Raw genomic sequence first — 22,119 nt, 5'->3', positions numbered from 1 at the left:
GCAAGCCAAGGAGACGGCCATGAGCCGCGGAATCAGCCATTGGCGACCCGATATCGCCCGCAACCGGGCGTCTCTCGACGCGCTCCCTGACCGGGCCGTCATCATCGACGCACACGGTGACGCATGGCAGAAGTCGGCGTACCTGGATACCTGGTATCGCGCTTTCGACGGAGACGGTGTTCCAGCTTACACGCTGGCGCAGAACGTCGGGACCGTGAGCGTCATGCACAAGGCTGGCGGTGGCGCAGCATGACCGGGTGCCGGTATTGGATCGGTTCGGACACGAAGGGTCACGTATGTGGTGCTGCGGTCGACAGGTTCGGGCTATGCGACAAGCACTTCGATATCGAACTGGAGCGGACCAAGAAACGCCTGGCACGCGAGAAGGCGCAGCATGAGGCGGCGGAGGCCCGGTGGCGGGAACGCAACGCCCGGAAGCTCCCCGCGTGGCGGGTGCAGCTCGAGGCGGCGGAAGCGGAGTACGCCTACCGCACCGCCTCCCCCGTGGCTGACCGTGCCGCGGTAGGCGGGTCCATGCACGGCTCGGTTGTGCGGGCGCAACGGTCGCACCTGTCCGACACGAACGTCGCGAGGGTGGCGGAGTTGGACCGGATCATGGAGCGGCTCCGCGCCGACATCGAACGGATGGAGAGGTCATGAGGTTCCCGTTGCGTTACGGGGTAGGTGTCCTCAAGTCCGGGAAGTGGGTTGAGGCCGGTGAGGATTCCGCACCCGAGGGGGCGATGCGGGACGCTGCGGTCCTGCGGGCCGAGGGCATGTATGCGCGGGCTTTCGACTGGTCCGTGGGGCCTGCGGGGCTGATCCTTGACCCGCAACCCGGAGACCGCGAGTACCGCGCAGACATCACACGGATGGAGCGGCAGCCATGATTGGCCCGAAGATCCGCAAGCTCACCGCGGCGCAGGAGCGGGAAGCGTACAAGCTCGTGACCGAACGCGACAATGGCACGTGCGTCCGCTGCGGGCACCGTGGCCCTACCGAGCGTGACCACCGGCAGAACCGTGACCCGTTCAACACGGTCCCATCCAACCTGCAACTCCTTGGTGGCCCGTTCGGGTGCGGGTGCCACAAGTGGAAGACCGAGAACCCCGCCGCGGCCGTTCTCGAGGGTTTCTCGGTTCCGTCGTGGGCTCGCCCTGAGCTGTGGCCGGCATGGCGGCACGACGTCGGCTGGGTGCTGTACTTCGACACCCCAGACAGTGACGGGGCCTGGTGGAAACAGATCAGCCAGGCGACCGCCGACCTACTCATGAACGGAGGAACCGCCTGATGGCTATCAACAAGAGAACTCGTTTCGAGGTTCTGCGACGCGACAAGTTCCGCTGCTACTACTGCGGCGCGCGGGGAAACGAGACCACAGGTGACGGCCTGACCATCGATCACGTCATCCCCGTAGCACTCGGCGGCAGTGACGCGGCCACGAACCTCGTAGCCGCGTGCGGGGACTGCAATGCGGGCAAGACATCAACTGCGCCCGACGGCGAGACAGTCGACGACCTCAACATCGATGTCGAGCAGTACAAGGCCGCGCGCAAACTAGCGCTCGACGCGCTCGAGGCCGACATCGAGGCTCGAGACGCTTACGTCGACCAGATATGGGAAGAGTGGGACCACATATTCCCCGAGCACGCCCGCGACAACCGAGACGTCGAATCTGTCGCCACGTCGTGGTTCCGCAACGGTGTCCCCGTAGCCATCGCGGCCGAGGCAATGAATGTCGCCCAGCGCAGCCGCGCTCCCAGGGGCACGAAGATGCGTTACGCGGCCGGCGTGGTCAAGAACCTCATGGCTGACGCTGAGGACCGTACACGGGCGCTCGTGGCGGGTGACGAAGTCGTTTACGGCGCTGGGTACGACGCCGGATTCAACGACGGTCAGGGTTTCGAGAAGGCCCGCAGCGACCTCTTGCGGATGCACATTGACGGGGAACGTGGCGGTCTCTACGCAGTGATGACTGAGGATCAGTACATCCCCTGGAAACGGAGGGCGTGATGGGCCGCGAGAGGGCTTCTATCAACATCGACATCTGGGGAGACTCCGCCTTCCGTGACCTCACGGTCCCGGCGCAGGCCCTGTACTTCAAGCTGATGTCGCACCCGAAACTGGACTACTGCGGTGTGGTCGAGTTCCACCCTGGACGGCTCGCGTCAATGAGCCGTGAAACGACCGCGGAAGACATCATGACCGCAGCGTCGGAACTGTCTGAGAAGTGGTGGTGCGTGTTTGACCAGTCAACCGATGAGGTGATGGTCCGCGGGTTTCTCCGCCACGATGGGGTGCTGCTGCAACCGCGCCTGGCGGTCTCGGCGGCGAAGGCTTACGCGGCGATCGCATCGAACAAGATCCGCGCCGTCGTCGTGCATGAGGTGAAGAGATTCAAGCGTGAGAACCCGGGTCTCGCGGCGTGGGATAAGCCGCAGATGATCACTCTCCTGAAACAGGAATCTGCGGATGTTCGGGATACGGTCACGGACCTGGATTGGGCGTTCCTGACGATGACGCTCGGGGAACACTACGCCCGACGTTTCGGGCAGGACTACGCCCAAGCCTCAGACCAAACGTCGGGTAGCGCTACGACCGGGCCTACTACAGCTACAGCTACATCTACACCTACAGCTACATCTTCTAACGAAGATGCGCTCGAGCGGAACGAACGTTATCCACAGGTGCTCCCGCACCCGAGACGGTCAGGGATCGCATCATGACCATCCACGTCTTCGAGGTTCAGCAGTTCATCCACGAAAACGCACTGGAGGTCGCGTGATGAGTACCTATGGGCTCTACGAAATGGGGCTTTCTGCAAAGGCCATCGCAGGAGGCGGGGTTGACCATCCGCACGACCCTTCAGATCTCCGTCGATGCATTGGCTACTGCGAGCGGATGGGTATCTCGACCGAGACCTTGCAACGTCGGATGGCGGGTCGCTCGCCTGAGTGGGATCGGCTGCTGCCTGAGTGGGATCGGCTCGTCGCGATTCTCAAGCAGGAGATGGACTCGCGGACCGATGGGCGCGCACCGCTGACGTACATCGAGATGAAGATCCTTCGCTTTGGCGGGACGAAGTGCGTCTCCTGCGCTGGAACGGGTCGCGGTGTCGATTGTGCGAAGTGCAAGGGCACGGGTAGGCGGTCTGGCGGAAAGTGCCGCGCCGAACACTGCTACAGGGGTGCCGACTTCTGCCGGACATGTAGCGGCCGGGGATACACGAAGGAGGTCGCGTGATGGAAACGATGAATGTCACGGTCCCTGCGGGGGTGTGGGGGCGGCTCGCGTCGGAGGCAGATAACCGTGGTGTGACGGTCGAGGACATCCTCGTCGCGGCTATCAACCATGTGATCCGCCCGCAGGGCCGTAGGGAGATGATTCTCGCATTTGTCAGGGCGGGGTTCACGGACGCTCAGGTCGCCGCGCACACCGGGGAACTGGTCGGGTTCGTCGCGCAGGTCAGACGTGACGCCGGGTTGAAAGCAGTGAGGGGTAGCCGTGGGTGAGTTCGAGGTGGAACGGTTCTGCGTCCGTGGTTGCACCCGGGATGACGGGTCTGGTCTGGTGGCGCGTCACGGGGCGTATTGTGCGCGCTGCCACGGGAGGATCCGTACGGCGTTGCTGATATCTGGTGAGCTCGCCGGTCACCTTCTGCATCACGGTGTTGTGATGCGGCCGGCGGAGGCTGAGCGGGTGGATTCGTCGTCGGAGGCGCCTGTCCCGTTCAATGCTGCGGCGTTTGATGATGTGAACGAGTTGTATTCGTTGCTGGTGTATTGGGTGACGGTGTGGGCTGGGACGCTGCGTCAACCGGTGCCGGGGGTTGCTGGGCGGGCGTGGCGGTCGGACACGGGCCGGATCATCGGCCTGCCCCGATCAACGTCACCAGTGGATGGGCAACGGCTTGTGTCGGGGTTGGCGGGGTGGCTGGGTGACCGGCTCGACGCGATCCTGTCCGCTGACCGGCCGGATGATGTGGATGCGATGTCTGACGCTGTGCGGGATGTGTGGCGGATGAACGCCCGCTGGCCCCGTATCGAACGACCATCGTTCTCGGCTATGCCGTGTCCGAGGCAGGATTGCGGCGCCCGGATCGCCGTGTACCCGCCCACGTTTGAGGGTGATGACAGGCGTGTCGTGTGCACCGCGGGGCACTGGTACCCGGAGGAAGAGTACGAGCACCTGATCCGGGTGTTTGAGCAGGTGGCTCGGGAAGAAGCGAAGACAGCGCGGGTCGCGAAACGTCTCGCGAAGAGATACGGGATCGGAGCAACGACATGACCAAGTACACCAACCAACAGGACCGTACCCAGGAGGAGAAATGACCGATCGAGTGATGAACCGCGGCACGGACTACGCCGAGACGGAGGCGTTGCTGGCGACGCTTGCTGATGACGCGGAGGGGCTTGACCGTCAGTTGCGGAATCTCTATCCGTCCGAGCGCCGCAAACTGTTGGCCGCGTGTTACACGATCGCCCACGCAATCCAGCGGATGCCGGAACCGGAGGGACAGGGAGCATGAGCGCAGCAGGGAACTACCAGAGAGGCCGACACCGCCGCACCGACCCCGCGTGCCACTACCACCGCGAGCCACGAAACCGGTTCGAGCGGTGGCGATACAACCGTGCTCGGGGGCGATCGTGCGAACTATGCATCCGCATCCGAGAGCTTGCCGAACATCCATTCTGGAGGCGCAACGGATGGCGCACCTGGCGTGATGAAAAACCGGGAGGTTCGGAGTGAAGACGATCACGGTCGAACTGAGGGAAGACGAGTTCAGGGCGCTACGCCAGTGGGCACCTGAGATGCGCTTGCCTTGGCGGGAGTCGCTGGCACTTCAAAGAGCGCGTGCTCGCATCGTCTGGGCCGTCGAACGTACTGCTCACGAATCGGGTGATCCGTCATGAGCTTCACCAACGACGACCGATTCCTGCGCCAAGCGACCGAAACCGAGCGACGACGACTCGGAATGGACCCGCGTTCCATCGAGCGCTCAGACGAGCCGGAATGCACGCCGTGGCCCTGGGTTTGTGGGCTGCACATGGTGCAGCATCCGAACCTGGCTCACCGATCGGGTGATCCGTCATGAGGGACCAGTGCTATCGCCGTGGTTGGCCGCACGGCGAAGAGCAGGACGGCGACAACCCGTGCGTGTGCGGCGAGAAGGCATTCCACAGGGGCCTGCATGTCTGCGACGACTGCGGCGCGAAGTGGGCAGGCGGGCGTGCTCCAGGATCGGGTGATCCGTTGCCGGATCGCGCGGAATCGTCCGCTTACCAGGCCGGAGCATCCGGCACCGAGAACCAAGGCGAACAGGAGCAGGAAAGATGAACGGTGCGCGACCAGAAGTGGTCACTCTGTGCGGCTCGACCCGGTTCTACGACGCTTTCCAGCAGGCGAACTACGACCTGACGATGCAAGGCAAGATCGTTCTCTCGGTCGGGTTCTACCCGCACGCCAAGGCTGAGCATGGTCACGGCGAGGGAGTGGGGCACGACAGTGCCGAGAAGGTCGCCCTGGACGAACTGCACAAACGGAAGATCGACATGTCTGATCGCGTGCTGGTACTCAACGTCGGTGGCTACATCGGTGATTCGACTCGTTCCGAAATAGAGCACGCCCACCGTGTCGGCGTGCCGGTCGACTACCTCGAATCGGGAGGTCCGTCATGAGCAGCGGCAGTTCTTGCTCCACATAGAGACGATGATCCACATGATGATCCACATGATGATCGCTATGCTCACCCCCGAATCGGGTGAACAGGTGCATGGCGACACGCCGTAGCGGCGAAGATACTTGACAAACGCGAAATCACGGTAGTCTAGGGTTGTCCGAAGGTCGCGCCCGCCAGGGGTTGCGGCCTTCACCCGTTCTTCCCGGGTGTGCGTGTGCCCCGCACCCCGGGAACACTTCCCCCTCCCGGCTAGTCGCCTGACACGCGGCCCGTGCTGGTCGAAGGGTATCCGTCCCAAGGTTGGGGCGGTCATCGGGTTGTCCCGCCGCCACACGCTGACACCTACATCACGCTTGAGCTGTTGATGAGCGGCGGGACACCACACCCCCAGGAGGCGGTCATGTTCCGCAGGTTCGGTGTACTCGTGGTGACCCTGCTGGTGATCGCGTTCGCCCCGTACCGGGTGCAGCACCGCATGTACATGTGGCATGTCAACAGGAACCACCGTTGATGGTCCGCGACATCCCGAAGACCACAGACGCGATGCTCGACCACATCGGCGCACAGTCGAAAGACAAGGGAGATGCGCTCGACGCGATCGGCCGGTTCCTCCTCGAGCACCCCGAGTACGAAGATGATCCGCGGATTCTCACAGCGCGCCTAGCGCTGCTGCGGTAGAATTAGAACGGCCCGAACAAGTGCTACCAACACTCGCCGGGCCTAACCAGAACCCCCTAGTTGCGTAGGAGATTCAATGGCTGACAGCCAGCGTACCTGCACCTTGAACGGATGCGAGCGGAAACTTCGAGCCCGCGGCTTATGCGGCGCCCACTACATGGCCGCGAAGCGCAGTCGCACCCTCCCGAGCGAATGGACCAGGCAGACGCGCACCACGCCCCCGATGGCCGAACACTTCTGGAGCTTTGTCCTGCGAGGCGCCGATGGCGCCTGCTGGGAGTGGCAAGGTGCAACCTCACGTGGCTACGGGCACATCCGAATCGACGGGCGTCCTCAACGTGCGCACCGGATCGCCTACCGACTCGAAGTAGGCGAGATACCTGACGGCATGCACATCGATCATGTGTGCCGCAACCGTCGATGCGTGAACCCCGACCATCTTCGCCCGGTCACTCACGCTGAGAACCAGCAGAACCGCAACGTGCGCAGGGATTCATCATCTGGGATTCGCAACGTCTTCTGGCATGCGCGAGACAAGCGGTGGGAAGTGTTCGTCAGGCTAAACGGCAAGGCACACTTCGGGGGCTCCTACGCCCCGCAAGGAAGACGCTAAGGAGGCAGCGGTTGCTCTCCGCCAGAAGCTGTTCTCACATTCGCCAGACTGACGACGAACACCTCACCGATGCGAGATTGGCATTGCTGTGACCGACATCGAACGACTCGTCACCGAGCAAGCCGACCCGCGCATGTTCGAATGCCCTGTCTGCGAGTCCCAGTACACGTCACGTCTCGCGGCAGCCGAGTGCTGCGACCCAGCATGGGAACAGTCCTGATGGCCGACGCGAAGTACGGTCACGATCACCAGAAGCTCAGAGCCGAGTGGAAACGCAAGGTCGACGCAGGCGGCGTACACTGCGCCGCAGAGTTGCACGGTCATCCGTGCGTCATGCCAGAGACGATCATCCATCCCGGAAGCAAGTGGGCACTCGGGCACTACGACGAACACATCGACCCGGAGCAGGTCATGCCACCAGCGCCCGAGCACTTCAGGTGCAATGCGAAGGCACCATCTCTCTGGAAGCAGAGGGCCCTCGCGCCCAAGGAGGACTACCAGTGGTTTACATGACCTCCCCGCGTCACCGGGTGTCCCGCACGATCCGCGCACGCATCTCGAAGCGCAGCGCGATGCGTGCAGCACGGAGCATAACCATCGACCGGAAGGGCCTCCTCATCGAGGGCCAACGGTTCCCGTACTGGGTGGGCGCAGAGATAGGCATCCGACACATCGGCAACCTCAACATCCTCGAGGCCAGCATCCTCACCGAGAACGTCACCGTGCGCGGACCACTCGGACGCCACACGAAGATCACCGAGTCGTGGGACTGATGGACACCACAGACCCGGACCTGCACCGCCTCGCACTCACCATCGGATTCAGTGGTGGCGCAACGCAAACCGCAACTCCTCGGCTACTCCGGCGAGCTCAGCCTCGACAGCGACACCGAACTTGACGACGACCGCTGACTACCAACTACGATGACGCGCATGAGGATCATCGGTGCCGCCGCCGCGCTCGGTCTACTCGCGCTCACTGGCTGCGCAGCGACAACAACCAGCGAGCCGGCAGCAACCACGGCGCCCGACAGTGAATGCCTCACCGTCAGCCCGGAAGCGCAAACCGCGCTCGAGGCCGGCATTATCAACGGATACACGGTCACCGCCATCACCGCGGTCCACAACGACGAGGCATGGTGGGTGTCAGCACACCTCACCGGCGACCCTGACGTCACCGCAACATGGATGACCATCCACGACCCAACCGCTCACACGGATAACGCGTACACGTCAGCAACAAAACTCGCAGCCCTCACCTCGACCTACCTGATGCCCGAAGACCTCACCGGCGCAGACATCATCACCCAATCCCAGAACTGCCTCCCCTAACCGGAAGGACGCCCCCGATGACATGGAAGTCCGGGGGCCCATCACGAACATCCACCCCCCAGCACAGAGCATGGCGGGAGGCGGTAATCAACCGGGCCGGGTGGCAATGCGAAATCCGAGACCCCCACCGCTGCACCGGAACAGCCACAGAAGCAGACCACATCATCGAAGTCACCGACAGACCAGACCTCGAACACGACCTCAACAACGGTCAAGCAACCTGCCCCCCATGCCACGCACACAAGACAGCACTCCACGCCAACACCAAACGCTGGACACTGCAACGACGCAACAGCACACACCCACAAGAACAACACCCAGGACTCACCTGACCCCCACCCACCCCCCACCCCCCGGGCCACGTTCTCCCACGGGAGGGGCTGTGATTTTTTCTGCGTACGGGTCTGGGAGATTTGCCCACGGCGCGCTGTGAGCGTGCGTGTGAGGGGCGTTGCGGCGGGCCAGCTGGTGCAGGCGGTGGGTGTGCTCTGCCGGTGTGTCAGATCGGCGTGTGCGGTGAAAACCGTTACAGGGTGATGGTGCGTCCGGTTGTTCGGATGAACCGGCTGTGGGTGTAGCGCTCGTGTCGGCCTTGCCAGGATTTGGTGCCGTGTTCGTCGCTGGTGGTTGCGAAGAAGATGTGCGCGCCGGTTCCTGAGATTGAGCGTTCGGCGTAGATGATGTGTTCGGGGATGAGCGCGGCGAGTTCTCGAGCTTCGGTGTCGGTGATGTGGTCGAGGTCGTAGCAGCCTAGGCCGTCTCCGAGCATGATTCCGAGGCCATCGCCGGCGGTTGATGCTTTGACGTCGCGGTAGGTAGTCCAGGTGTCCGGGTTGGTGCTGGATGCTGGTGCGCCGGTTGTGGTGATGGGACGTTTGCCGTCTGCGCGTGTCCAGGTTTGGCGTCGTGTGAGTTCGGTCGGGTATGCGGTGCGGTGTGCTGCGACTCGGCATCGGGTCGAGCAGTAGAGCGCTTGACTGTTGCGGCTGGTGATGTTCCGGCCGCATGTTCCGCATGTCCTCATGATCCGATTGTAACGGTTTTTGCCGCGTGTTTGCGGTGTTTTGCGTTGACCCGAAACGGGTTGGTGCGGTTGATTCCCGAAACGGGAGGCAAGTGATGGCTGGTCGTGGACCTGCGCCGAAGGATCCTGCGAAGCGGGCTCGGCGGAATGCTGATGTTGTGCCCTTGCGGGTGATTGAGGTTGAGTCTGCGCGGAAGCCGGACCTTCCCGAGTTTGAGGTTGAGGTTCGCCCGAAGGATGGTGAACCGTTCATGGTGCCGTACGTGTGGCCGGCTGCTACGCGTGACTGGTGGGAGATGCTGGAGATGCATCCGCTTGTCGGCGAGTTCACTGATATGGACTGGTCGTACCTGCTTGACACGGCTTTGTTCCATGCGGCGTTCTGGAAAGGGAACCTGGATGCCGGTAAGGAGCTTCGGCTCCGGGAAGCGAAGTACGGGTTCACGCCGGAGGATCGCGCGAGGTTGCGGATCCAGTTCGCTCAGGCGACTGGTGCTGAGGCTGACACGGCCCGGAAGGTTCGTTCGGCGATGCCGTTCGATTCGTGGAGAGTGGAACCGGCCTGATGCCGTGGAAGCCTCGCGCGGGTGAGGTGTTCCCGTCTTTGGGGCGGGATGTTGCCGAGTGGATGGCGACGTTCCTGGCGGCACCTGACCGCACCGATTATGAGCCGTTCATGGTTTCTCGGGAGCAGTACGAGTTCCTGGTGCGCTTGTACGAGCTGGATCCGTCGTCTGGTCGGCGGGTGAAGCATCGTGCGGTGTTGCAGCGTCCTCGAGGTTGGGGGAAGTCTCCTTTCCTGGCTGCGATTGCGTGTGCGGAGGCGTTGGCGCCTGTCGTGTTCGACGGGTGGGACGCGTCAGGTCAACCGGTGGCGAAGCCGTGGTCTGAGGTGCGGACACCGCTGGTGCTCGTGACGGCTGTGACCGACGAGCAGACACGCAACACATGGTCTCCGCTGCTGGAGATGCTGCGTGAGGGTTCCGCGGTCGACGAGTACGACATTGAGCCGATGGATTCGTTCGTGAACCTGCCGAAGGGTCGGATTGAGCCCCGCACGTCGTCGGCTAGGTCGGCGAAGGGGGCCAGGGCGGTCGCGTCGATATTGGATCAGACTGAGGAGTGGGTTCCCGGGAACGGTGGCCCAAAGTTCGCTCAGGTGCTCCGCAACAATGCGACGAAAGTCGGTGGGGTGACGTTGGAGTCCCCGAACGCGTTCACACCGGGTGACGGGTCGGTGGCTGAGTCTTCAGCGAAGTTCTGGGACCAGATCCAGTCGGGGAAGTATCAGAAGCTCGAGGATGTCCGGTCGCTGCTGTATGACCACCGTGAAGCACCGGCAGAGACCGATATCACTGATAGGGATTCGCTGATCTCCGGGTTGCGGGTCGCGTACGGTGATTCGTCCGACCACGCTGATGGGTGTGTGCTGCATGACCCGCCGTGTGATCCGGGGTGGTCACCGATCGGCCGTATCGCCGCCGACTTCTTCGACACGTCGAATGACCCGCAGCAGATGCGTGCGGACTTCCTGAACCAGATCACCCACGCTTCCGATTCGTACGTGTCGTCTCCCGAACTGCGTGCGGTGATTGACCGGGACAAGGTTGTTTCGGGTCAGGAACCGGTCACTCTCGGGTTTGATGGGGCTGAGGGGCGCAGGCAGGGTGTTGCCGACTCGACGGTGCTGGTTGGGTATTCGGTTCAGCAGAAGCACTTGTTTCAGATCGGGTTGTGGGAGCAGCCAGCGAACTGGAAACCGTCCGAGGATCGGCCGTTCTGGCGTCCGTCAGAGGATGAGGTTGATGCTGCTGTTCGCGCGGCGCACCGGAAGTACAACGTGGTCGGTTTCTTCGGCGACCCGTCAGCTGGGTGGGCGACGAAGATCAAGGAATGGGAAGCGGCTTTCCACAAGCAGTACAAGGTGTCGGCGTCGTCGCGTGATGAGCCGATCCGGTGGCGGCAGAAGGAAGTTTCCCGGGCCTGTGAAGGTTTCGAGGCGATGCGGCAAGCGATCGTCACGAACGACCTGACGATTGACGGTTCGGAGCGGATGATTGCTCACTTCCTGAACGGGCGTCGTGATCCTCGCCGTGCCGGGTATGTGGTGAAGAAACCTGACGACGATCAGGACTACGCCAAGGTCGACCTGGTGTGGGGTTCGATGTTCGCTTTCGCGGCCGGTCTTGAGGCTGTGGGTAAGGGTGTGCTGCTCAGTCGTAAGACGGTGCCGCGACGTATCTACTAGGGGGTGTTGATGCCTACGACGGCTGATGAATGGCTCCCTGTTCTGACGAAACGGCTTGATGACCGGGCACCGCGGGTGAAGACACAGCGGGATTACACGAACGGGAACGCACCACTCCCGGAGATGGGTCATAACACGCGGGAGGCGTGGTCAAAGTTTCAGGCGAAGGCGCGCACGAACTGGGGCGAGCTCGTTGTTGAGGCGTTGGCGGAGCGCTGCGTGTTCTCCGGTGTGTCGGTGGGTGGCGCGCTCGAGGATGACGACCGGGTGCGTCGGATTGTGCGGGAGAACCGTCTGGTGATCCAGGTCGGTGATCTAGCCAGGGACATGTTCACCACGTCGATCGGGTACATGATCGTTGGTCGGGACTCGTTCGGGCGTCCGGTTATCACTGCTGAGGCCCCGGAGTTCGTGTATGCGGCACCTGAACCGTTGGTGCCGTGGCGTGCCCGGGCTGCGGTGAAGGTGTGGCGTGACCGGGACGAGGGGTTTGATTACGCGAACGTGTGGGTTCCTGGGGTGCGGGCGAGGTACGCGCGTTCCGCGAAGGATGAGTACGGTGTGATGATCCGTCGCGCGTCTTCCGGTGGGTGGGTAAAGCTCGGTGAGGACACTTACTCGGGGCAGATTCCCGTGTTCATTTTCGAGAACCACGGCGGCACGGGCGAGTTCGAAACACACACCGATCTGCTGGACCGGATCAACACGGGCCTTCTGCAGCGGATCGTGACCGTCGCGATGCAGGCGTTCAAGCAGCGTGCACTCAAGGGCGGGCTCCCCACCCACGATGATGACGGCAACGAGGTGGACTACTCGAAGGTGTTCGAGCCGGCGCCCGGTGCGTTGTGGGATCTCCCTGACGGGATTGACATTTGGGAGTCGCAGGACGCCGCTCAGGGGATCCTGGCGATGCTGCAGGCGTCGAAGGATGACATCCGCGATTTCGCCGCCGCAACTCGGACGCCGTTGGCGACACTGTTGCCTGATGCGTCGAATCAGTCGGCTGAGGGTGCCGCGTTCGCCCGTGAGGGGCTCGTGTTCAAAGCGAAGGACCGGATCGAACGGTTGAAGGTCGGGCTCGCTGAGGTCATCACCGCCGCGTTGCGTGTCGAGGATCCCGAGTTCTCCGAGACCGTTGACGTGTCGTTCGCGCCTCCCTCGTACGTGTCGGAGACCGAGAAGTCGGCTGCGGCTGTGCAGGCGTCTATCGCTGGGGTGCCGTGGCGGTCCCGGATGGCTGACATCTACGGGTATCCCGCTGATGTGATCGACCGGATGGAGCAGGAGCGGGCGCAGGAGATGCTGATCGGGGGGCTGAGTGGATCAGTCAACTCTGGAACGAGTACAGGCAACACAGCGGGCGTATGACCGGCAAGTCAGCATCATCCGCGACCGGGTGACGTCGGCTGTCTCCCAGTATTGGGGTTCTCTTCGCGCGTACCGCGACGCCGACATTACGGCTTTCGTGGATGCCGTACTGCCCATCATCGCTGCCGGCAAGTCAACGGTTTCGGGATTGACTCTCGCGTATCTGACTCAGGTTCGCGCAACCGTCGAATCAACACCGATGGCCCTAGCCCCAGTCGGCGACATGACCGACCTTCGCGGTGTTCCTTCCGCTGAGGTGTACCGCAGACCCGGGAAGACCGTGTATAGCGCGCTGGCTTCGGGAAAGTCTCTGGACGCCGCCGCCGCCGAGGGTTTGGCGAGGGCGGTTTCTCTGGCTCAGACGGATCTGCAGCTCGCGAAGACGCACACAGTGGCGAGGTCTGGTCTGCGGTGGTTCCGGCGCACCCTGTCCGGTGCTGAGAACTGTGCGTTGTGCGCGATCGCGTCAACGCAGCGGTATTACCGCGGCGACCTGATGCCGATACACCCGGGGTGTGATTGCGGCGTGATGGAAGTTTTTTCTGAACGCGATCCGGGTCAAGTCATCGACGATGCAACGCTCGAGATGGTTCACGCGGAGGTTGAGGCGTTCGTCGGTGTTTCTGACCGTGGTGGGCGCGTCCCGGACTACCGGAATCTGATTATCACTCGGGAGCACGGAGAGTACGGCCCGACTTTGGCGTGGCGTTCCCAGAAGTTCACCGGCCCAACCGATTTCTGATCTTCCCCCAATCGTGGGGGTTGGCGTTCACCGAAATGGTGGGCGCTTTTCTATTGCCCGAAACGGGGATCACTGATGACTGAAGCAACCGAACCTGAAGTGGTTGAGACTGCGCCGCAGAGCACCGAACCGGTGCCGGCTGGGCCTGCTCAGCTTCCTGACGACCACCCTCTCGTGAAGACCCTGGCAGCTCAAAAGGAGCTGATCCGGGATCTGAAGGTGAAGGCTGGGCGGCTGGACGAGATCGAGGAAGCGCAGAAGAGCGAACTGCAGAAAGCTCTGGACCGCGCTGATGCTGCGGAGAAGCGTGCGGCGGACGCCGAGATCGCTCACCTCCGGTCATCGACAGCGGCACGTTACGGCGTCCCCGAGGACCTGCTCACAGGTTCCACGGCTGACGACCTCGACGCCGCCGCGCAGAAGCTGCTCAGCTTCCGCGGCACACCCCCCGCAACCCCGTCCGCGGAAGGGCAGGGAAAGCAGGGGTCACCCGTCACGGAGGGTGTGAAGCAGCTCACCCGTGAAGATCTCAAATCCATGTCGCCTGAAGCGATCGTGAAAGCCCGCGAAGAGGGCCGCCTCGAGTCGCTGATGACCGGCAACTAACCACAGAAAGGGCCAATCATGGCTGTCACCAATTTCGTGCCCGACATCTGGTCGGCACAGATCCAGGTCGCGCTCCGCAAGAAGCAGGTCGCCGCGAACCTCGTGAACCGCAACTACGAGGGTGAGATCCGCCGCATGGGCGACTCGGTGAAGATCACTTCCATTGATGATGTGACGATCGGTTCGTACACGGCTCACACCGACATCGACTGGGAAGCGATCGACGACTCGACCCGAACCCTCACGATCAACCAGGCGAAGTATTTCGCGATCCAGCTCGATGACATCGAGAAGGCTCAGGCCGTCGACGGTGGGGCGGCGCTGAACCAGGCGATCGACAACGCCACCTATCAGCTGCGTGACGCGGCCGATACCTTCCTCCTCGCGGCGATGAACACCGCCGTGCAGGGCGGGGCGAACGACCTCGGAACGGTGCCGATCCACACGACCGCGAAGAACCTCTACGACACGTTCGTGGATCTCGCTGTCACCCTCGATGTGGACAACGTTCCCGAGGAGGGCCGGTTCGCTGTCGTTTCGCCGTCGCTGCACGGTCGTCTGCTGAAGCTCGACACGTTCATCACCCCGGGCGACCAGGCAGCACCTGCGGCCCGCCTGAACGGGTTTATCGGTTCCATCGCCGGCCTGGACATCTACAAGTCCAACAACATGCCGGCCGTGACCGACGTGAACGCGACCGGTGGTCTCGCGATCGCGGGCCACATGGTTGCGACGACCTACGCGGAGCAGATCGTTTCGGTGGAGGCGATGCGTCTGCAGAACGTGTTCGCTTACGGTGTTCGTGGTCTGCACGTCTACGGTGCCGCGGTGACTCGCCCGACCGCTATCGCTGTCGCCGAGTTCGACGCGACCGCGTAAGCGACTCCAGAAGGAGGTGGGGGGATGGCTCTTGCTGATTCCCTTGATGTGGAGGCGGTGCTGGGTCGTTCCCTCACCTCCGATGAGGAGTCCCGTGTCGAGTTCCTGATCAGTAAAGCGTCGGGACTGTTCGCGCGTGAGGCTGGGCAGGAGTTCGTCCCCGGTGAGACGACGGGTGCGCGGTTGCGTGTCCGTGCCGGCGGGGTTGTATACCTCCCTCAGCGCCCAGTGGTATCCGTTACCGCTGTGACCGATGAGAACGGCGAAGACCTCGCCTACACGGTCGCTGGTCAGGCTGTGACTGTCACATCTCCGGGCGAGCTCGTGTGGGTGCTGGTGTCGTACACGCACGGTGGGGACGTGCCGGACCTGGTGCGTGACACCGTTGCTGAGGTCGTCGCACGCACCCTGCGGGTACCCGATGACGCTGTGGCGGGGAAGACGCAGGCTGGGGAGACGGTGGGTCCGTTCTCGTCTCAGGCGACGTTCGCGGCGTGGGCTGTGGGCGGCAGTGTCCGGCTGTCCCCGGAGGATGTCGCGGTGGCGCGGTCGTTCCGTAACCCGTGGCGTGCCGTCGTGTCTTTGGGGGCGTGATGGAGTCGGTGACGATCACATCGGTGGGAGCTGTCACCGGTGCGACTGACGCGCAGGGTAACCCCGTCCGCGGTGCGTCAACGAGCGTCACGTCTGCCGGATGGTATGTGGCCGGGAACAACGGCGGCGCGGAAGACCCAACCGGGTACGGCACCGCCGATGTGCCACGCATCACGATCTACAACAAGACTGCCGTCGCGGTGAAAGCGACAGACCAGATCACGATCCGCGGGAGCGTGTGGAAAGTCGTCGGCGTCGTCGAGGGATGGGTTTCACCGTTGGGTTCCACCGTTGGTGGGACGGCGGTGACGTTGGAGAGGGCCGGGTAGATGCCTCGATACCGACTGAAGCAACTCCGATCCCTTGGCGTGATCCTCGCATCAAGCGAGATGGAAGCGTTCGTCCTGGACATCGCGGAGGACATCAAGTCGCGGGTTTCGGACCCGAACGGCGAGTTCATGGCATCTCTCGACGCGCACACGTTCCAAACGACATCCGCCCGCGGTGTGAAACGTGTCGTCGGGCAGGTCGGTGCCGCCCCAGGTGTCGGTGAACGTGTCGAGGCTGCCCGCGGGCCGCTGGCCCGAGCGAAGGCGGCATCCGGTGCGTGACGTCCTGTACCCGATCGTCACCGGCCCGATCATCGCCGGATTGAAAGGGTTCCTGAACGGCCGGGATGAGGCGTATGCGTCCTCGGTGACTGTATCGCGGGTATTGCCGCCCGCTGCGGAACGCACGACACGGATGGTTACTGTCCGTGACGATGGTGGCCCACAGGTGGGGGTGCAGGAACGCCGGCAGGTCGGTTTCAACGTGTGGGCCGAATCGTCGGTGAATACGGAACTGCTGGCCCGCCTGGTGATGGCTGGGGTGCAGTCCCTCCCTGACGGTGACCCGATCACGTTTGTTGACGAAGTGAACGGGCCCTTTGAGGTCGTTGACACACAGTCTGACCTTCTCGTGGTGTCCGGGGTGACCCTGGCGCACTACTTTTTCACGGCGCGTGTTTCAGCGCGCGGCACTGACCTGTAACACAAGACGTTCGGCAGCTCCCGGCCGGCATGTGACGCACCACGCGTCATCTACCAACAAAGGAGACTGCTATGGCTCAGACTGCCAGCGAAGTTCGCGTGGGCGTCAGCGGGAAGGTGCAGGTCGCGCCGCTCGGGACGACCGCGCCTACCGGGATTGATGCGACGTGGACGGGAGCAACCGACCTCGGGTATGTGTCCGAGGATGGCCTCACCGAAACCACGTCGACCACGATGGAGAAGATCCGTGCGTGGCAGAACCGCACGATCGTGCGTTCCGTCGTGACCGAGGGTGAGACCACATTCCAGCTCACCCTGATCCAGACGAACGAGGACATCCTCACGGAGGTGTATGGCCTCGGGAGTGGTGACATCGCGTCTGGCGCGTTCGTGTCCGACCCGGAGGTGGAGCGCCCACACAAGGCGTGGTGCTTCGACGTGATCGACGGCACCAACCTTGTCCGCAAGTTCATCCCTGACGGGCAGATCACCGAGGTCGGCGACATCGTGTACCAGAACGGTGCGGCGATCGGTTTCCAGATCACGGTGATGGCGTACTACAACTCGGCTCTCGGCGGTGCAGTGAAGCACTGGTACACGGAGATCGCTGAGTAACCAGGCCGGGGGTGGCCGTATCGGGAGCTACGGTCACCCCCTCACATCAGTGCTCCCGTTTGCTCCCGAAGGGGTTTCACAATGGCGTCTTTTGAGACCGGCGGCAAGTACACGTTCCATGTGGACGGGAAACCGTACATGCTGCCGATGGCGACATTCGGTGACGCGGAAGAGTTGCAGGCAGCGCTTGAGTCAGCGCGCGGGCAGGGGCTCGGTGTTATCCGGGCCGCGTTCGAGAAACGCGCCGACAAGCGGACGATGGCGGCGATCGACAAGCTCACGTTCCCGCAGGTCGGTGCACTGTTCCGCGAATGGGCTGGCGCGACCGTGGGGGAATCGCAGCCCTCTGCCGACTGATCGAGTCCCACAAGGCAGAGGTCATCGCTGATCTCCGATCCCACTACGGGGTCGGGTTGTGGGATGTGCCGTTGCGGGAACTGTACCCGCTGGTTGTGATGTTGCACCGCGACCCGACGTCGTGGCTGTTCACGAAACTCAACGACTGGGACTACCCCGCGTCCAGGGGTGAGTTGACGCTCGCTGACCTGTTCGACGTGTTCCTCCGGGCGAACTCCCGCAAGGGGGCTAACCCGAAACCGTACCCGCGGCCTTTCACCCCGCACAAACGGTATGGGGGCCGGGGTCGCACGAAACCCCGCACAACCGCTGAGATCGACGCGTTCTTCGAGGCCCGCCGTTTGGAGGACTGATGACCGATTCTCCGATGTACCGGGCTTTCGTCGAGGTTGTCCCCGAAGCTTCCGGGTTCACTGGGGCGTTGACGGGGCAGGTCGCTGCCGCATCCGGCACGGCCGGTGTTGCGGGCGGCTCGGCGATGGCTGGCGGGATCGGGAAGGGTCTCGCGAAAGCTGCCGGTGTTATCGGTGCCGCCATCGCTGCGCTGTCGCTGGGGGATTACCTTCTCGACGCGATCGGTTCCGCCGCGGACTATCAGCAGAACGTTGGCGCTATCGAAGACGTGTTCGGCGGGGCTACCGACGCTGTACTGAAGTTCAGCGATAGCTCCGCGAAAACGTTCGGCCTGTCAGCGAACCAGGCGCTCACCGGGGCGAAGAACTTCGGGATCTTCGGGAAGGCCGCGGGCCTGACCGGTGACGACCTGGCGACGTTCTCCACCGACCTTCTTGGGCTAGGTGCGGATCTTGCCGCTTTCGGCAACACGTCACCCGAAGAAGCGGTCACCGCGTTGGCTGCGGGGCTTCGAGGTGAGTCCGAACCGCTCCGCAAGTACGGTGTGCTCCTCGACGACAACACGCTGCGCGCGAAAGCGATGGAGCTGGGGATCTACGACGGCAACGGGGCGTTGACGTCGCAGCAGAAGATCCTCGCTGCGAACGCTGCGATCTTCGAACAGACCGCCACCCAGCAGGGTCAGTTCGCGGACGAGTCCGACACTCTCGCGGGCAAGCAAGCGATCCTCGCCGCGTCGTGGGAGGACATCGGCACAAAGCTCGGGACGGCGTTCCTGCCGATCGCACAGCAGGTCACCGACTACCTCCTCAACAATCTTCTCCCCGCAGTGGAGGATTTCGCGGAGTGGATGAACTCCCCCGAGGTTCAGGAATGGATCTCCGGTGTTGTCACCGGGTGGGAGGAAGCGAAACCTACCCTCGACGGCATCGCCACATTCTTCAAGGGCCTCCTCGATTTCCTTGTGGGGGTGTTCACCCTCGACCTGGGGAAAGCGTGGGACGGCATCGTCGGGATCTTCACCGGAGCCGGCCAGGCGATCTGGAACGGTCTTGTCAACTGGTTCGACACGATCTCGAGCTGGTTGACGGGCGCGAACCAGTGGATCGTAGACACGTTCGGGGACATCGGTGTTGACGCGATCGCTGGGTTGATCGACGGTTTCCTGCAAGGCTCCGTCGACCTGTACAACACGATCTCGGATGTTGTGGGCGGCGCGATCGGCTGGGCGAAAGACCTCCTCGGGATTCAGTCGCCGTCGAAGGTGTTCGCGGAGATGGGCGCGTACTCCGCTGAGGGGTACGCGCAAGGGTTGCGTTCCAACTACCGGATGGTTCAAGCCGCCGCTGGCGGGATGGGCATGGCTGGCATGTCGGGTGCGTCGGTGACTCAGAACGTCACACTCCGGTCGGATGACCCCAGGTTGGCGGTTCGGCAGATGAGCCGCGAGATGGAGAGGGCACTGGCCGCAGTATGACCATTCTTCTCGACACCATCACGTTCCAGAAGCACGCAACCTCCGGGTGGGTGTACTCCGGTCTGACTGACTGGCGGGGGCAGGTCGGCAACAAGGTTGCGATCACCCAACGCCCGCAAGCGCCGGGTGGTTTCCCATCCGACCCCATTCGGACGTCTCGCGCGATCTCGTTCACCGCGTCCTATCTGGCCGACACGGCAGCCGACGTTGAAGCAGCAATGGATGAGCTTGCCGCTGTAGGGGCTGACGAGTCGGTGCTGATGACGGTCACGCAGTCTGATACGACGTGGCGGTGGGTGAGTGTCGAGGTTGCAGCCGCCGCTGATCATTTCGACCGCAGCACGGGTACCGCCACTGTTGATCTCATCGCTATCGACCCCAGAAGGTACGCGACGGGCGGCTGGCAGGAGACCGCGCCGCCGACTGCTGGTGATGGTGTGGTGTGGCCGCTGGTGTGGCCTCTCGTATGGCCTGGCGGCGGCAACCCCGGCCGGGTGTCGCTGACGAACTCGGGTAAGGCCCCCTCCTCTCCAGTGTTCCAGTTGGTCGGTGGCATGGGTTCCGCGGTCATCACGTGCGTCGACACGGGGGCGCGGATCGGATTCGACCGGGCTATCGCTTCCGGGCAGACGGTTGAGATCGATGTCGCGTCCCGTCGTGCCACGCAGGGCGGGAATGACGTGTCCCGGTGGCTCCGCTATCGGGAATGGCAGGAGGTCCCGGCCGGGACGACGCGCCGCTACCAGCTCGCCGTCACGTCACCGTCTGGGTCGCCGTTGCTGCGGGGGAAGGTGGATTCGGCGTGGTGGTGAAGTGCTACGTGTTCGAAACCCGCGGCGGCGCTGTCGTCACCGAGCTCGAACCGTCAGGGGCGTCATGGGAGGTCCAGTCGAACACGGCAGAAACGATCTCACCCACGTTCCAGTTGTCGCGGACGAGCGGGCTGCGGAACCTGCTGACACCGTGGAAGCACTCGATCGCTGTTGATGTCCGGGGTCGGTTGTTCGGTGGCCCGATCATGCCCCACGATTTCGATGAAGACGCCGCACGGTTGAAGGTAACTGCCCGCGGTTTGCGGGTGTTGTTCGGTCGCCGATCGATTCTCCCGGTTGATGCGCTCACTCAGTCGCTGACGGCGGCGGACGGTACCCCGGACACGTCGCTGGACACGGTGCTCACCGGTCTTGACTTCGGGTCGATCGGTCGGGCTATCGGGGTGCAGGCGTGCGAGTGGCCCGGATTTGATGACATCCCGATCGTGTGGGGTTCCGCCCGGGCGGGGACACGCACGGAGACGTATCCGGCTGTTGACCGGAAGAAGGTTGACGACGCGTGGTCTGACTTGTCCGCGAGGCAGAACGGCCCCGATATCCGGTTGCAACTCAGGTGGGCTGATGCCGACTCGTTCGAATCGATTTATGAGTCCGGGACGGAGGCGCAGCCGCGGTTGCAGGGCGAGGCCGTGCATGCGTGGGAGCCGGCGCAAGGGTCGGGGCTGAAGGTCACCGTGGACCCGTCACGGATGGGTTCGCTCGTGTGGAGCGAGGGTGGTAGGTCGTCGGATCAGGTGCTCATCCGTTCCTTGTACGACTCCACCCTCATCGACAAGGGGTTCCCGCTGCTCGAGCTTGAGTCTGACGCGTCGGTTACGACGTCGGATCCGGCGACGTTGGATTCGTGGAACGCGGAAGCGCTCAGGACGGCGGGTGTGCCGTGGGAGTTCTGGTCGTTCCGGGTCCGCGCCGATCAATCGCCATTCCCGTACGAGTACAACTGCGGTGACCTGATCACTGTGACGGTGACGGAGGAGACGCCCGTGTCTGGCGGGTACATCCCGCCCGGGGTGCATTCGCGGCGGATCGTGGGGATCTCGGGTGACCTGTCGGAAGAGTGGGTAACGATCACGTGTGGGGTGGTGTATGGCTGACCCGACACCCCCGCGGAGTGGTGCCGCGGCTATCGCTGATCAGTTGGTCGCGGATAGGAAGAAGCGTGCCGAGCTTGAGCGTGCAACGGGAACGCAACGCGTGATCGTTGTCGACGACCTGCTCGGGCGTGTGTCCTACGCGGACTTTGACACTGCGGCTACCGGGTCGTGGTCCGGGGTAGGGACAACGACCGATGTGCTGTACGGCCCCGAGGTCGAGGTGACCGTCGAGGTAGATCGTGTGGTCAGTCTTGAGTCGCACATTCGGGCTAGCTGCGCAGCGAACGCCCCGTCCGGGTCGACCGCGAACGTGACCGTGAACTCTTCGATCTGGGTCGACGGGGTGCGGTTGACGTCGGACATCGCTGAGGGCGGGCTGGGAACGTACGCGGCCGGGTCTGGCGGTATCGCCATTGGATCTCAGAACTTCGGTGTGCTGAACGCCCGCGCCCTTGTGACGTTGACCGCCGGCACGCACACAATCCAGGGCGGGTTCCGTGAGATTGCCCGACTAGAAACCGGGTCGGGGACGGTCATGGGTTTCAACTCTGCCGCCGCATCCCTGTTCGTCGACGTGCTGCAACGCACCATTTAG

At 63.3% G+C, this 22,119-nt stretch carries 35 protein-coding genes; 34 read left to right on the top strand and 1 reads right to left on the bottom strand.

All coding sequences use genetic code 11. The features are described 5' to 3' along the window. The first annotated feature begins 19 nt into the window (after positions 1 to 19). The 17 genes from LL236_RS00250 (at position 20) to LL236_RS15095 (ending at position 8,634) form a co-directional block, all read left to right on the top strand. Complete coding sequence (locus LL236_RS00250; protein ID WP_228176802.1) at positions 20 to 253, top strand: hypothetical protein; 234 nt, start codon at positions 20 to 22, stop codon at positions 251 to 253. Continuing rightward, the gene (locus LL236_RS00245; RefSeq protein WP_228176801.1) at positions 250 to 660 is read left to right on the top strand and encodes a hypothetical protein; all 411 of its coding nucleotides are present in this window, start codon (positions 250 to 252) and stop codon (positions 658 to 660) included. The genes LL236_RS00250 and LL236_RS00245 overlap by 4 nt, the downstream gene beginning before the upstream one ends. Then, on the top strand, positions 657 to 890 hold the full coding sequence (locus tag LL236_RS00240; RefSeq protein WP_228176800.1) for a hypothetical protein: 234 nt from the start codon (positions 657 to 659) through the stop codon (positions 888 to 890). The genes LL236_RS00245 and LL236_RS00240 overlap by 4 nt, the downstream gene beginning before the upstream one ends. Next, complete coding sequence (locus tag LL236_RS00235; RefSeq protein ID WP_228176799.1) at positions 887 to 1,291, top strand: hypothetical protein; 405 nt, start codon at positions 887 to 889, stop codon at positions 1,289 to 1,291. The genes LL236_RS00240 and LL236_RS00235 overlap by 4 nt, the downstream gene beginning before the upstream one ends. After that, positions 1,291 to 2,013 (top strand): HNH endonuclease, encoded by a 723-nt coding sequence (locus LL236_RS00230; protein ID WP_228176798.1) that lies wholly within the window; start codon positions 1,291 to 1,293, stop codon positions 2,011 to 2,013. Before LL236_RS00235 ends, LL236_RS00230 begins: the two co-directional genes overlap by 1 nt. Further along, positions 2,010 to 2,726, top strand: coding sequence for a hypothetical protein (locus LL236_RS00225; protein WP_228176797.1), 717 nt, complete (start codon positions 2,010 to 2,012; stop codon positions 2,724 to 2,726). The genes LL236_RS00230 and LL236_RS00225 overlap by 4 nt, the downstream gene beginning before the upstream one ends. Positions 2,727 to 3,239: 513 nt before the next feature. Further along, positions 3,240 to 3,512 (top strand): hypothetical protein, encoded by a 273-nt coding sequence (locus tag LL236_RS00220; protein ID WP_228176796.1) that lies wholly within the window; start codon positions 3,240 to 3,242, stop codon positions 3,510 to 3,512. Between the two features lie 187 nt (positions 3,513 to 3,699). After that, positions 3,700 to 4,287: a hypothetical protein gene (locus LL236_RS00215; RefSeq protein ID WP_228176795.1), complete on the top strand. Its 588-nt coding sequence runs from the start codon at positions 3,700 to 3,702 to the stop codon at positions 4,285 to 4,287. Positions 4,288 to 4,327: 40 nt separating this feature from the next. Further along, a complete protein-coding gene (locus tag LL236_RS00210) occupies positions 4,328 to 4,528 on the top strand; it encodes a hypothetical protein (RefSeq protein WP_228176794.1) in 201 nt (66 codons plus the stop codon). 381 nt (positions 4,529 to 4,909) lie between these two features. Then, entirely contained in the window at positions 4,910 to 5,095 is a 186-nt protein-coding gene (locus LL236_RS00205) for a hypothetical protein (protein ID WP_228176793.1), read from the top strand. A 259-nt stretch (positions 5,096 to 5,354) separates the two neighbouring features. Further along, positions 5,355 to 5,678 carry a hypothetical protein gene (locus LL236_RS00200; protein ID WP_228176792.1) on the top strand — a complete coding sequence of 108 codons (324 nt, stop codon included), beginning with the start codon at positions 5,355 to 5,357 and terminating at the stop codon, positions 5,676 to 5,678. A gap of 512 nt (positions 5,679 to 6,190) precedes the next feature. Next, positions 6,191 to 6,358 carry a hypothetical protein gene (locus LL236_RS00195; RefSeq protein ID WP_228176791.1) on the top strand — a complete coding sequence of 56 codons (168 nt, stop codon included), beginning with the start codon at positions 6,191 to 6,193 and terminating at the stop codon, positions 6,356 to 6,358. 76 nt (positions 6,359 to 6,434) lie between these two features. Next, a complete protein-coding gene (locus LL236_RS15100) occupies positions 6,435 to 6,971 on the top strand; it encodes an HNH endonuclease signature motif containing protein (protein ID WP_374197983.1) in 537 nt (178 codons plus the stop codon). Positions 6,972 to 7,190: 219 nt separating this feature from the next. After that, positions 7,191 to 7,484, top strand: coding sequence for a hypothetical protein (locus LL236_RS00190; protein ID WP_228176790.1), 294 nt, complete (start codon positions 7,191 to 7,193; stop codon positions 7,482 to 7,484). Next, positions 7,481 to 7,744 carry a hypothetical protein gene (locus LL236_RS00185; protein WP_228176789.1) on the top strand — a complete coding sequence of 88 codons (264 nt, stop codon included), beginning with the start codon at positions 7,481 to 7,483 and terminating at the stop codon, positions 7,742 to 7,744. Before LL236_RS00190 ends, LL236_RS00185 begins: the two co-directional genes overlap by 4 nt. A gap of 159 nt (positions 7,745 to 7,903) precedes the next feature. Then, positions 7,904 to 8,302 carry a hypothetical protein gene (locus tag LL236_RS00180; RefSeq protein WP_228176788.1) on the top strand — a complete coding sequence of 133 codons (399 nt, stop codon included), beginning with the start codon at positions 7,904 to 7,906 and terminating at the stop codon, positions 8,300 to 8,302. 17 nt (positions 8,303 to 8,319) lie between these two features. Beyond that, complete coding sequence (locus LL236_RS15095) at positions 8,320 to 8,634, top strand: HNH endonuclease (RefSeq protein WP_374197982.1); 315 nt, start codon at positions 8,320 to 8,322, stop codon at positions 8,632 to 8,634. Between the two features lie 194 nt (positions 8,635 to 8,828). Here the strand turns inward: LL236_RS15095 and LL236_RS00175 are convergent, their stop codons facing one another. Further along, positions 8,829 to 9,326, bottom strand: a complete 498-nt coding sequence (locus tag LL236_RS00175; RefSeq protein ID WP_228176787.1) for a bifunctional DNA primase/polymerase — start codon at positions 9,324 to 9,326, stop codon at positions 8,829 to 8,831. A gap of 95 nt (positions 9,327 to 9,421) precedes the next feature. Between LL236_RS00175 and LL236_RS00170 the strand changes: the two genes are divergently transcribed. The 17 genes from LL236_RS00170 to LL236_RS00090 all read left to right on the top strand — a co-directional run bounded on the left by LL236_RS00170 (position 9,422) and on the right by LL236_RS00090 (position 22,119). After that, positions 9,422 to 9,892: a phage terminase small subunit gene (locus LL236_RS00170; RefSeq protein ID WP_445241958.1), complete on the top strand. Its 471-nt coding sequence runs from the start codon at positions 9,422 to 9,424 to the stop codon at positions 9,890 to 9,892. Further along, complete coding sequence (locus LL236_RS00165) at positions 9,892 to 11,574, top strand: hypothetical protein (RefSeq protein WP_228176785.1); 1,683 nt, start codon at positions 9,892 to 9,894, stop codon at positions 11,572 to 11,574. Before LL236_RS00170 ends, LL236_RS00165 begins: the two co-directional genes overlap by 1 nt. 9 nt (positions 11,575 to 11,583) lie before the next feature. After that, positions 11,584 to 12,942 carry a phage portal protein gene (locus tag LL236_RS00160; RefSeq protein WP_228176784.1) on the top strand — a complete coding sequence of 453 codons (1,359 nt, stop codon included), beginning with the start codon at positions 11,584 to 11,586 and terminating at the stop codon, positions 12,940 to 12,942. Next, entirely contained in the window at positions 12,893 to 13,684 is a 792-nt protein-coding gene (locus LL236_RS00155) for a hypothetical protein (protein ID WP_228176783.1), read from the top strand. The genes LL236_RS00160 and LL236_RS00155 overlap by 50 nt, the downstream gene beginning before the upstream one ends. A 75-nt stretch (positions 13,685 to 13,759) precedes the next feature. Continuing rightward, entirely contained in the window at positions 13,760 to 14,290 is a 531-nt protein-coding gene (locus LL236_RS00150) for a hypothetical protein (protein WP_228176782.1), read from the top strand. An 18-nt stretch (positions 14,291 to 14,308) separates the two neighbouring features. Then, positions 14,309 to 15,169, top strand: coding sequence for a hypothetical protein (locus tag LL236_RS00145; protein WP_228176781.1), 861 nt, complete (start codon positions 14,309 to 14,311; stop codon positions 15,167 to 15,169). Positions 15,170 to 15,193: 24 nt separating this feature from the next. Beyond that, positions 15,194 to 15,763: a hypothetical protein gene (locus tag LL236_RS00140; RefSeq protein ID WP_228176780.1), complete on the top strand. Its 570-nt coding sequence runs from the start codon at positions 15,194 to 15,196 to the stop codon at positions 15,761 to 15,763. Between the two features lie 8 nt (positions 15,764 to 15,771). Beyond that, positions 15,772 to 16,092, top strand: a complete 321-nt coding sequence (locus tag LL236_RS00135; RefSeq protein WP_228176779.1) for a hypothetical protein — start codon at positions 15,772 to 15,774, stop codon at positions 16,090 to 16,092. 39 nt (positions 16,093 to 16,131) lie between these two features. After that, entirely contained in the window at positions 16,132 to 16,374 is a 243-nt protein-coding gene (locus LL236_RS00130) for a hypothetical protein (protein WP_228176778.1), read from the top strand. After that, on the top strand, positions 16,367 to 16,795 hold the full coding sequence (locus LL236_RS00125) for a hypothetical protein (protein ID WP_228176777.1): 429 nt from the start codon (positions 16,367 to 16,369) through the stop codon (positions 16,793 to 16,795). The genes LL236_RS00130 and LL236_RS00125 overlap by 8 nt, the downstream gene beginning before the upstream one ends. Before the next feature lie 71 nt (positions 16,796 to 16,866). Beyond that, positions 16,867 to 17,409, top strand: coding sequence for a phage tail tube protein (locus tag LL236_RS00120; protein WP_228176776.1), 543 nt, complete (start codon positions 16,867 to 16,869; stop codon positions 17,407 to 17,409). Positions 17,410 to 17,490: 81 nt separating this feature from the next. Continuing rightward, entirely contained in the window at positions 17,491 to 17,766 is a 276-nt protein-coding gene (locus LL236_RS00115; RefSeq protein ID WP_228176775.1) for a hypothetical protein, read from the top strand. Then, positions 17,721 to 18,119, top strand: coding sequence for a hypothetical protein (locus LL236_RS00110; RefSeq protein ID WP_228176774.1), 399 nt, complete (start codon positions 17,721 to 17,723; stop codon positions 18,117 to 18,119). The genes LL236_RS00115 and LL236_RS00110 overlap by 46 nt, the downstream gene beginning before the upstream one ends. Further along, on the top strand, positions 18,119 to 19,597 hold the full coding sequence (locus LL236_RS00105; RefSeq protein WP_228176773.1) for a phage tail protein: 1,479 nt from the start codon (positions 18,119 to 18,121) through the stop codon (positions 19,595 to 19,597). The genes LL236_RS00110 and LL236_RS00105 overlap by 1 nt, the downstream gene beginning before the upstream one ends. Further along, positions 19,594 to 20,409 (top strand): phage tail domain-containing protein, encoded by an 816-nt coding sequence (locus LL236_RS00100; protein ID WP_228176772.1) that lies wholly within the window; start codon positions 19,594 to 19,596, stop codon positions 20,407 to 20,409. Before LL236_RS00105 ends, LL236_RS00100 begins: the two co-directional genes overlap by 4 nt. Next, complete coding sequence (locus LL236_RS00095; RefSeq protein WP_228176771.1) at positions 20,400 to 21,524, top strand: hypothetical protein; 1,125 nt, start codon at positions 20,400 to 20,402, stop codon at positions 21,522 to 21,524. Before LL236_RS00100 ends, LL236_RS00095 begins: the two co-directional genes overlap by 10 nt. After that, positions 21,517 to 22,119 (top strand): hypothetical protein, encoded by a 603-nt coding sequence (locus LL236_RS00090; RefSeq protein ID WP_228176770.1) that lies wholly within the window; start codon positions 21,517 to 21,519, stop codon positions 22,117 to 22,119. Before LL236_RS00095 ends, LL236_RS00090 begins: the two co-directional genes overlap by 8 nt.

Origin of the sequence: Microbacterium schleiferi, from assembly GCF_020781975.1 — a bacterium.
Lineage (GTDB): Bacteria > Actinomycetota > Actinomycetes > Actinomycetales > Microbacteriaceae > Microbacterium.
Note: the sequence above shows the minus strand (reverse complement) of the source record. Positions and strands in the feature narration are given on the sequence as shown.

Coding starts and splice junctions, on each gene's coding strand:
- LL236_RS00250 (WP_228176802.1), top strand. CDS start 20: ATGAGCCGCGGAATCAGCCATTGGCGACCCGATATCGCCCGCAACCGG.
- LL236_RS00245 (WP_228176801.1), top strand. CDS start 250: ATGACCGGGTGCCGGTATTGGATCGGTTCGGACACGAAGGGTCACGTA.
- LL236_RS00240 (WP_228176800.1), top strand. CDS start 657: ATGAGGTTCCCGTTGCGTTACGGGGTAGGTGTCCTCAAGTCCGGGAAG.
- LL236_RS00235 (WP_228176799.1), top strand. CDS start 887: ATGATTGGCCCGAAGATCCGCAAGCTCACCGCGGCGCAGGAGCGGGAA.
- LL236_RS00230 (WP_228176798.1), top strand. CDS start 1,291: ATGGCTATCAACAAGAGAACTCGTTTCGAGGTTCTGCGACGCGACAAG.
- LL236_RS00210 (WP_228176794.1), top strand. CDS start 4,328: ATGACCGATCGAGTGATGAACCGCGGCACGGACTACGCCGAGACGGAG.
- LL236_RS00205 (WP_228176793.1), top strand. CDS start 4,910: ATGAGCTTCACCAACGACGACCGATTCCTGCGCCAAGCGACCGAAACC.
- LL236_RS00195 (WP_228176791.1), top strand. CDS start 6,191: ATGGTCCGCGACATCCCGAAGACCACAGACGCGATGCTCGACCACATC.
- LL236_RS15100 (WP_374197983.1), top strand. CDS start 6,435: ATGGCTGACAGCCAGCGTACCTGCACCTTGAACGGATGCGAGCGGAAA.
- LL236_RS00190 (WP_228176790.1), top strand. CDS start 7,191: ATGGCCGACGCGAAGTACGGTCACGATCACCAGAAGCTCAGAGCCGAG.
- LL236_RS00185 (WP_228176789.1), top strand. CDS start 7,481: ATGACCTCCCCGCGTCACCGGGTGTCCCGCACGATCCGCGCACGCATC.
- LL236_RS00180 (WP_228176788.1), top strand. CDS start 7,904: ATGAGGATCATCGGTGCCGCCGCCGCGCTCGGTCTACTCGCGCTCACT.
- LL236_RS15095 (WP_374197982.1), top strand. CDS start 8,320: ATGACATGGAAGTCCGGGGGCCCATCACGAACATCCACCCCCCAGCAC.
- LL236_RS00175 (WP_228176787.1), bottom strand. CDS start 9,326: ATGAGGACATGCGGAACATGCGGCCGGAACATCACCAGCCGCAACAGT.
- LL236_RS00170 (WP_445241958.1), top strand. CDS start 9,422: ATGGCTGGTCGTGGACCTGCGCCGAAGGATCCTGCGAAGCGGGCTCGG.
- LL236_RS00165 (WP_228176785.1), top strand. CDS start 9,892: ATGCCGTGGAAGCCTCGCGCGGGTGAGGTGTTCCCGTCTTTGGGGCGG.
- LL236_RS00160 (WP_228176784.1), top strand. CDS start 11,584: ATGCCTACGACGGCTGATGAATGGCTCCCTGTTCTGACGAAACGGCTT.
- LL236_RS00150 (WP_228176782.1), top strand. CDS start 13,760: ATGACTGAAGCAACCGAACCTGAAGTGGTTGAGACTGCGCCGCAGAGC.
- LL236_RS00145 (WP_228176781.1), top strand. CDS start 14,309: ATGGCTGTCACCAATTTCGTGCCCGACATCTGGTCGGCACAGATCCAG.
- LL236_RS00140 (WP_228176780.1), top strand. CDS start 15,194: ATGGCTCTTGCTGATTCCCTTGATGTGGAGGCGGTGCTGGGTCGTTCC.
- LL236_RS00120 (WP_228176776.1), top strand. CDS start 16,867: ATGGCTCAGACTGCCAGCGAAGTTCGCGTGGGCGTCAGCGGGAAGGTG.
- LL236_RS00115 (WP_228176775.1), top strand. CDS start 17,491: ATGGCGTCTTTTGAGACCGGCGGCAAGTACACGTTCCATGTGGACGGG.
- LL236_RS00110 (WP_228176774.1), top strand. CDS start 17,721: ATGGGCTGGCGCGACCGTGGGGGAATCGCAGCCCTCTGCCGACTGATC.
- LL236_RS00105 (WP_228176773.1), top strand. CDS start 18,119: ATGACCGATTCTCCGATGTACCGGGCTTTCGTCGAGGTTGTCCCCGAA.
- LL236_RS00100 (WP_228176772.1), top strand. CDS start 19,594: ATGACCATTCTTCTCGACACCATCACGTTCCAGAAGCACGCAACCTCC.
- LL236_RS00090 (WP_228176770.1), top strand. CDS start 21,517: ATGGCTGACCCGACACCCCCGCGGAGTGGTGCCGCGGCTATCGCTGAT.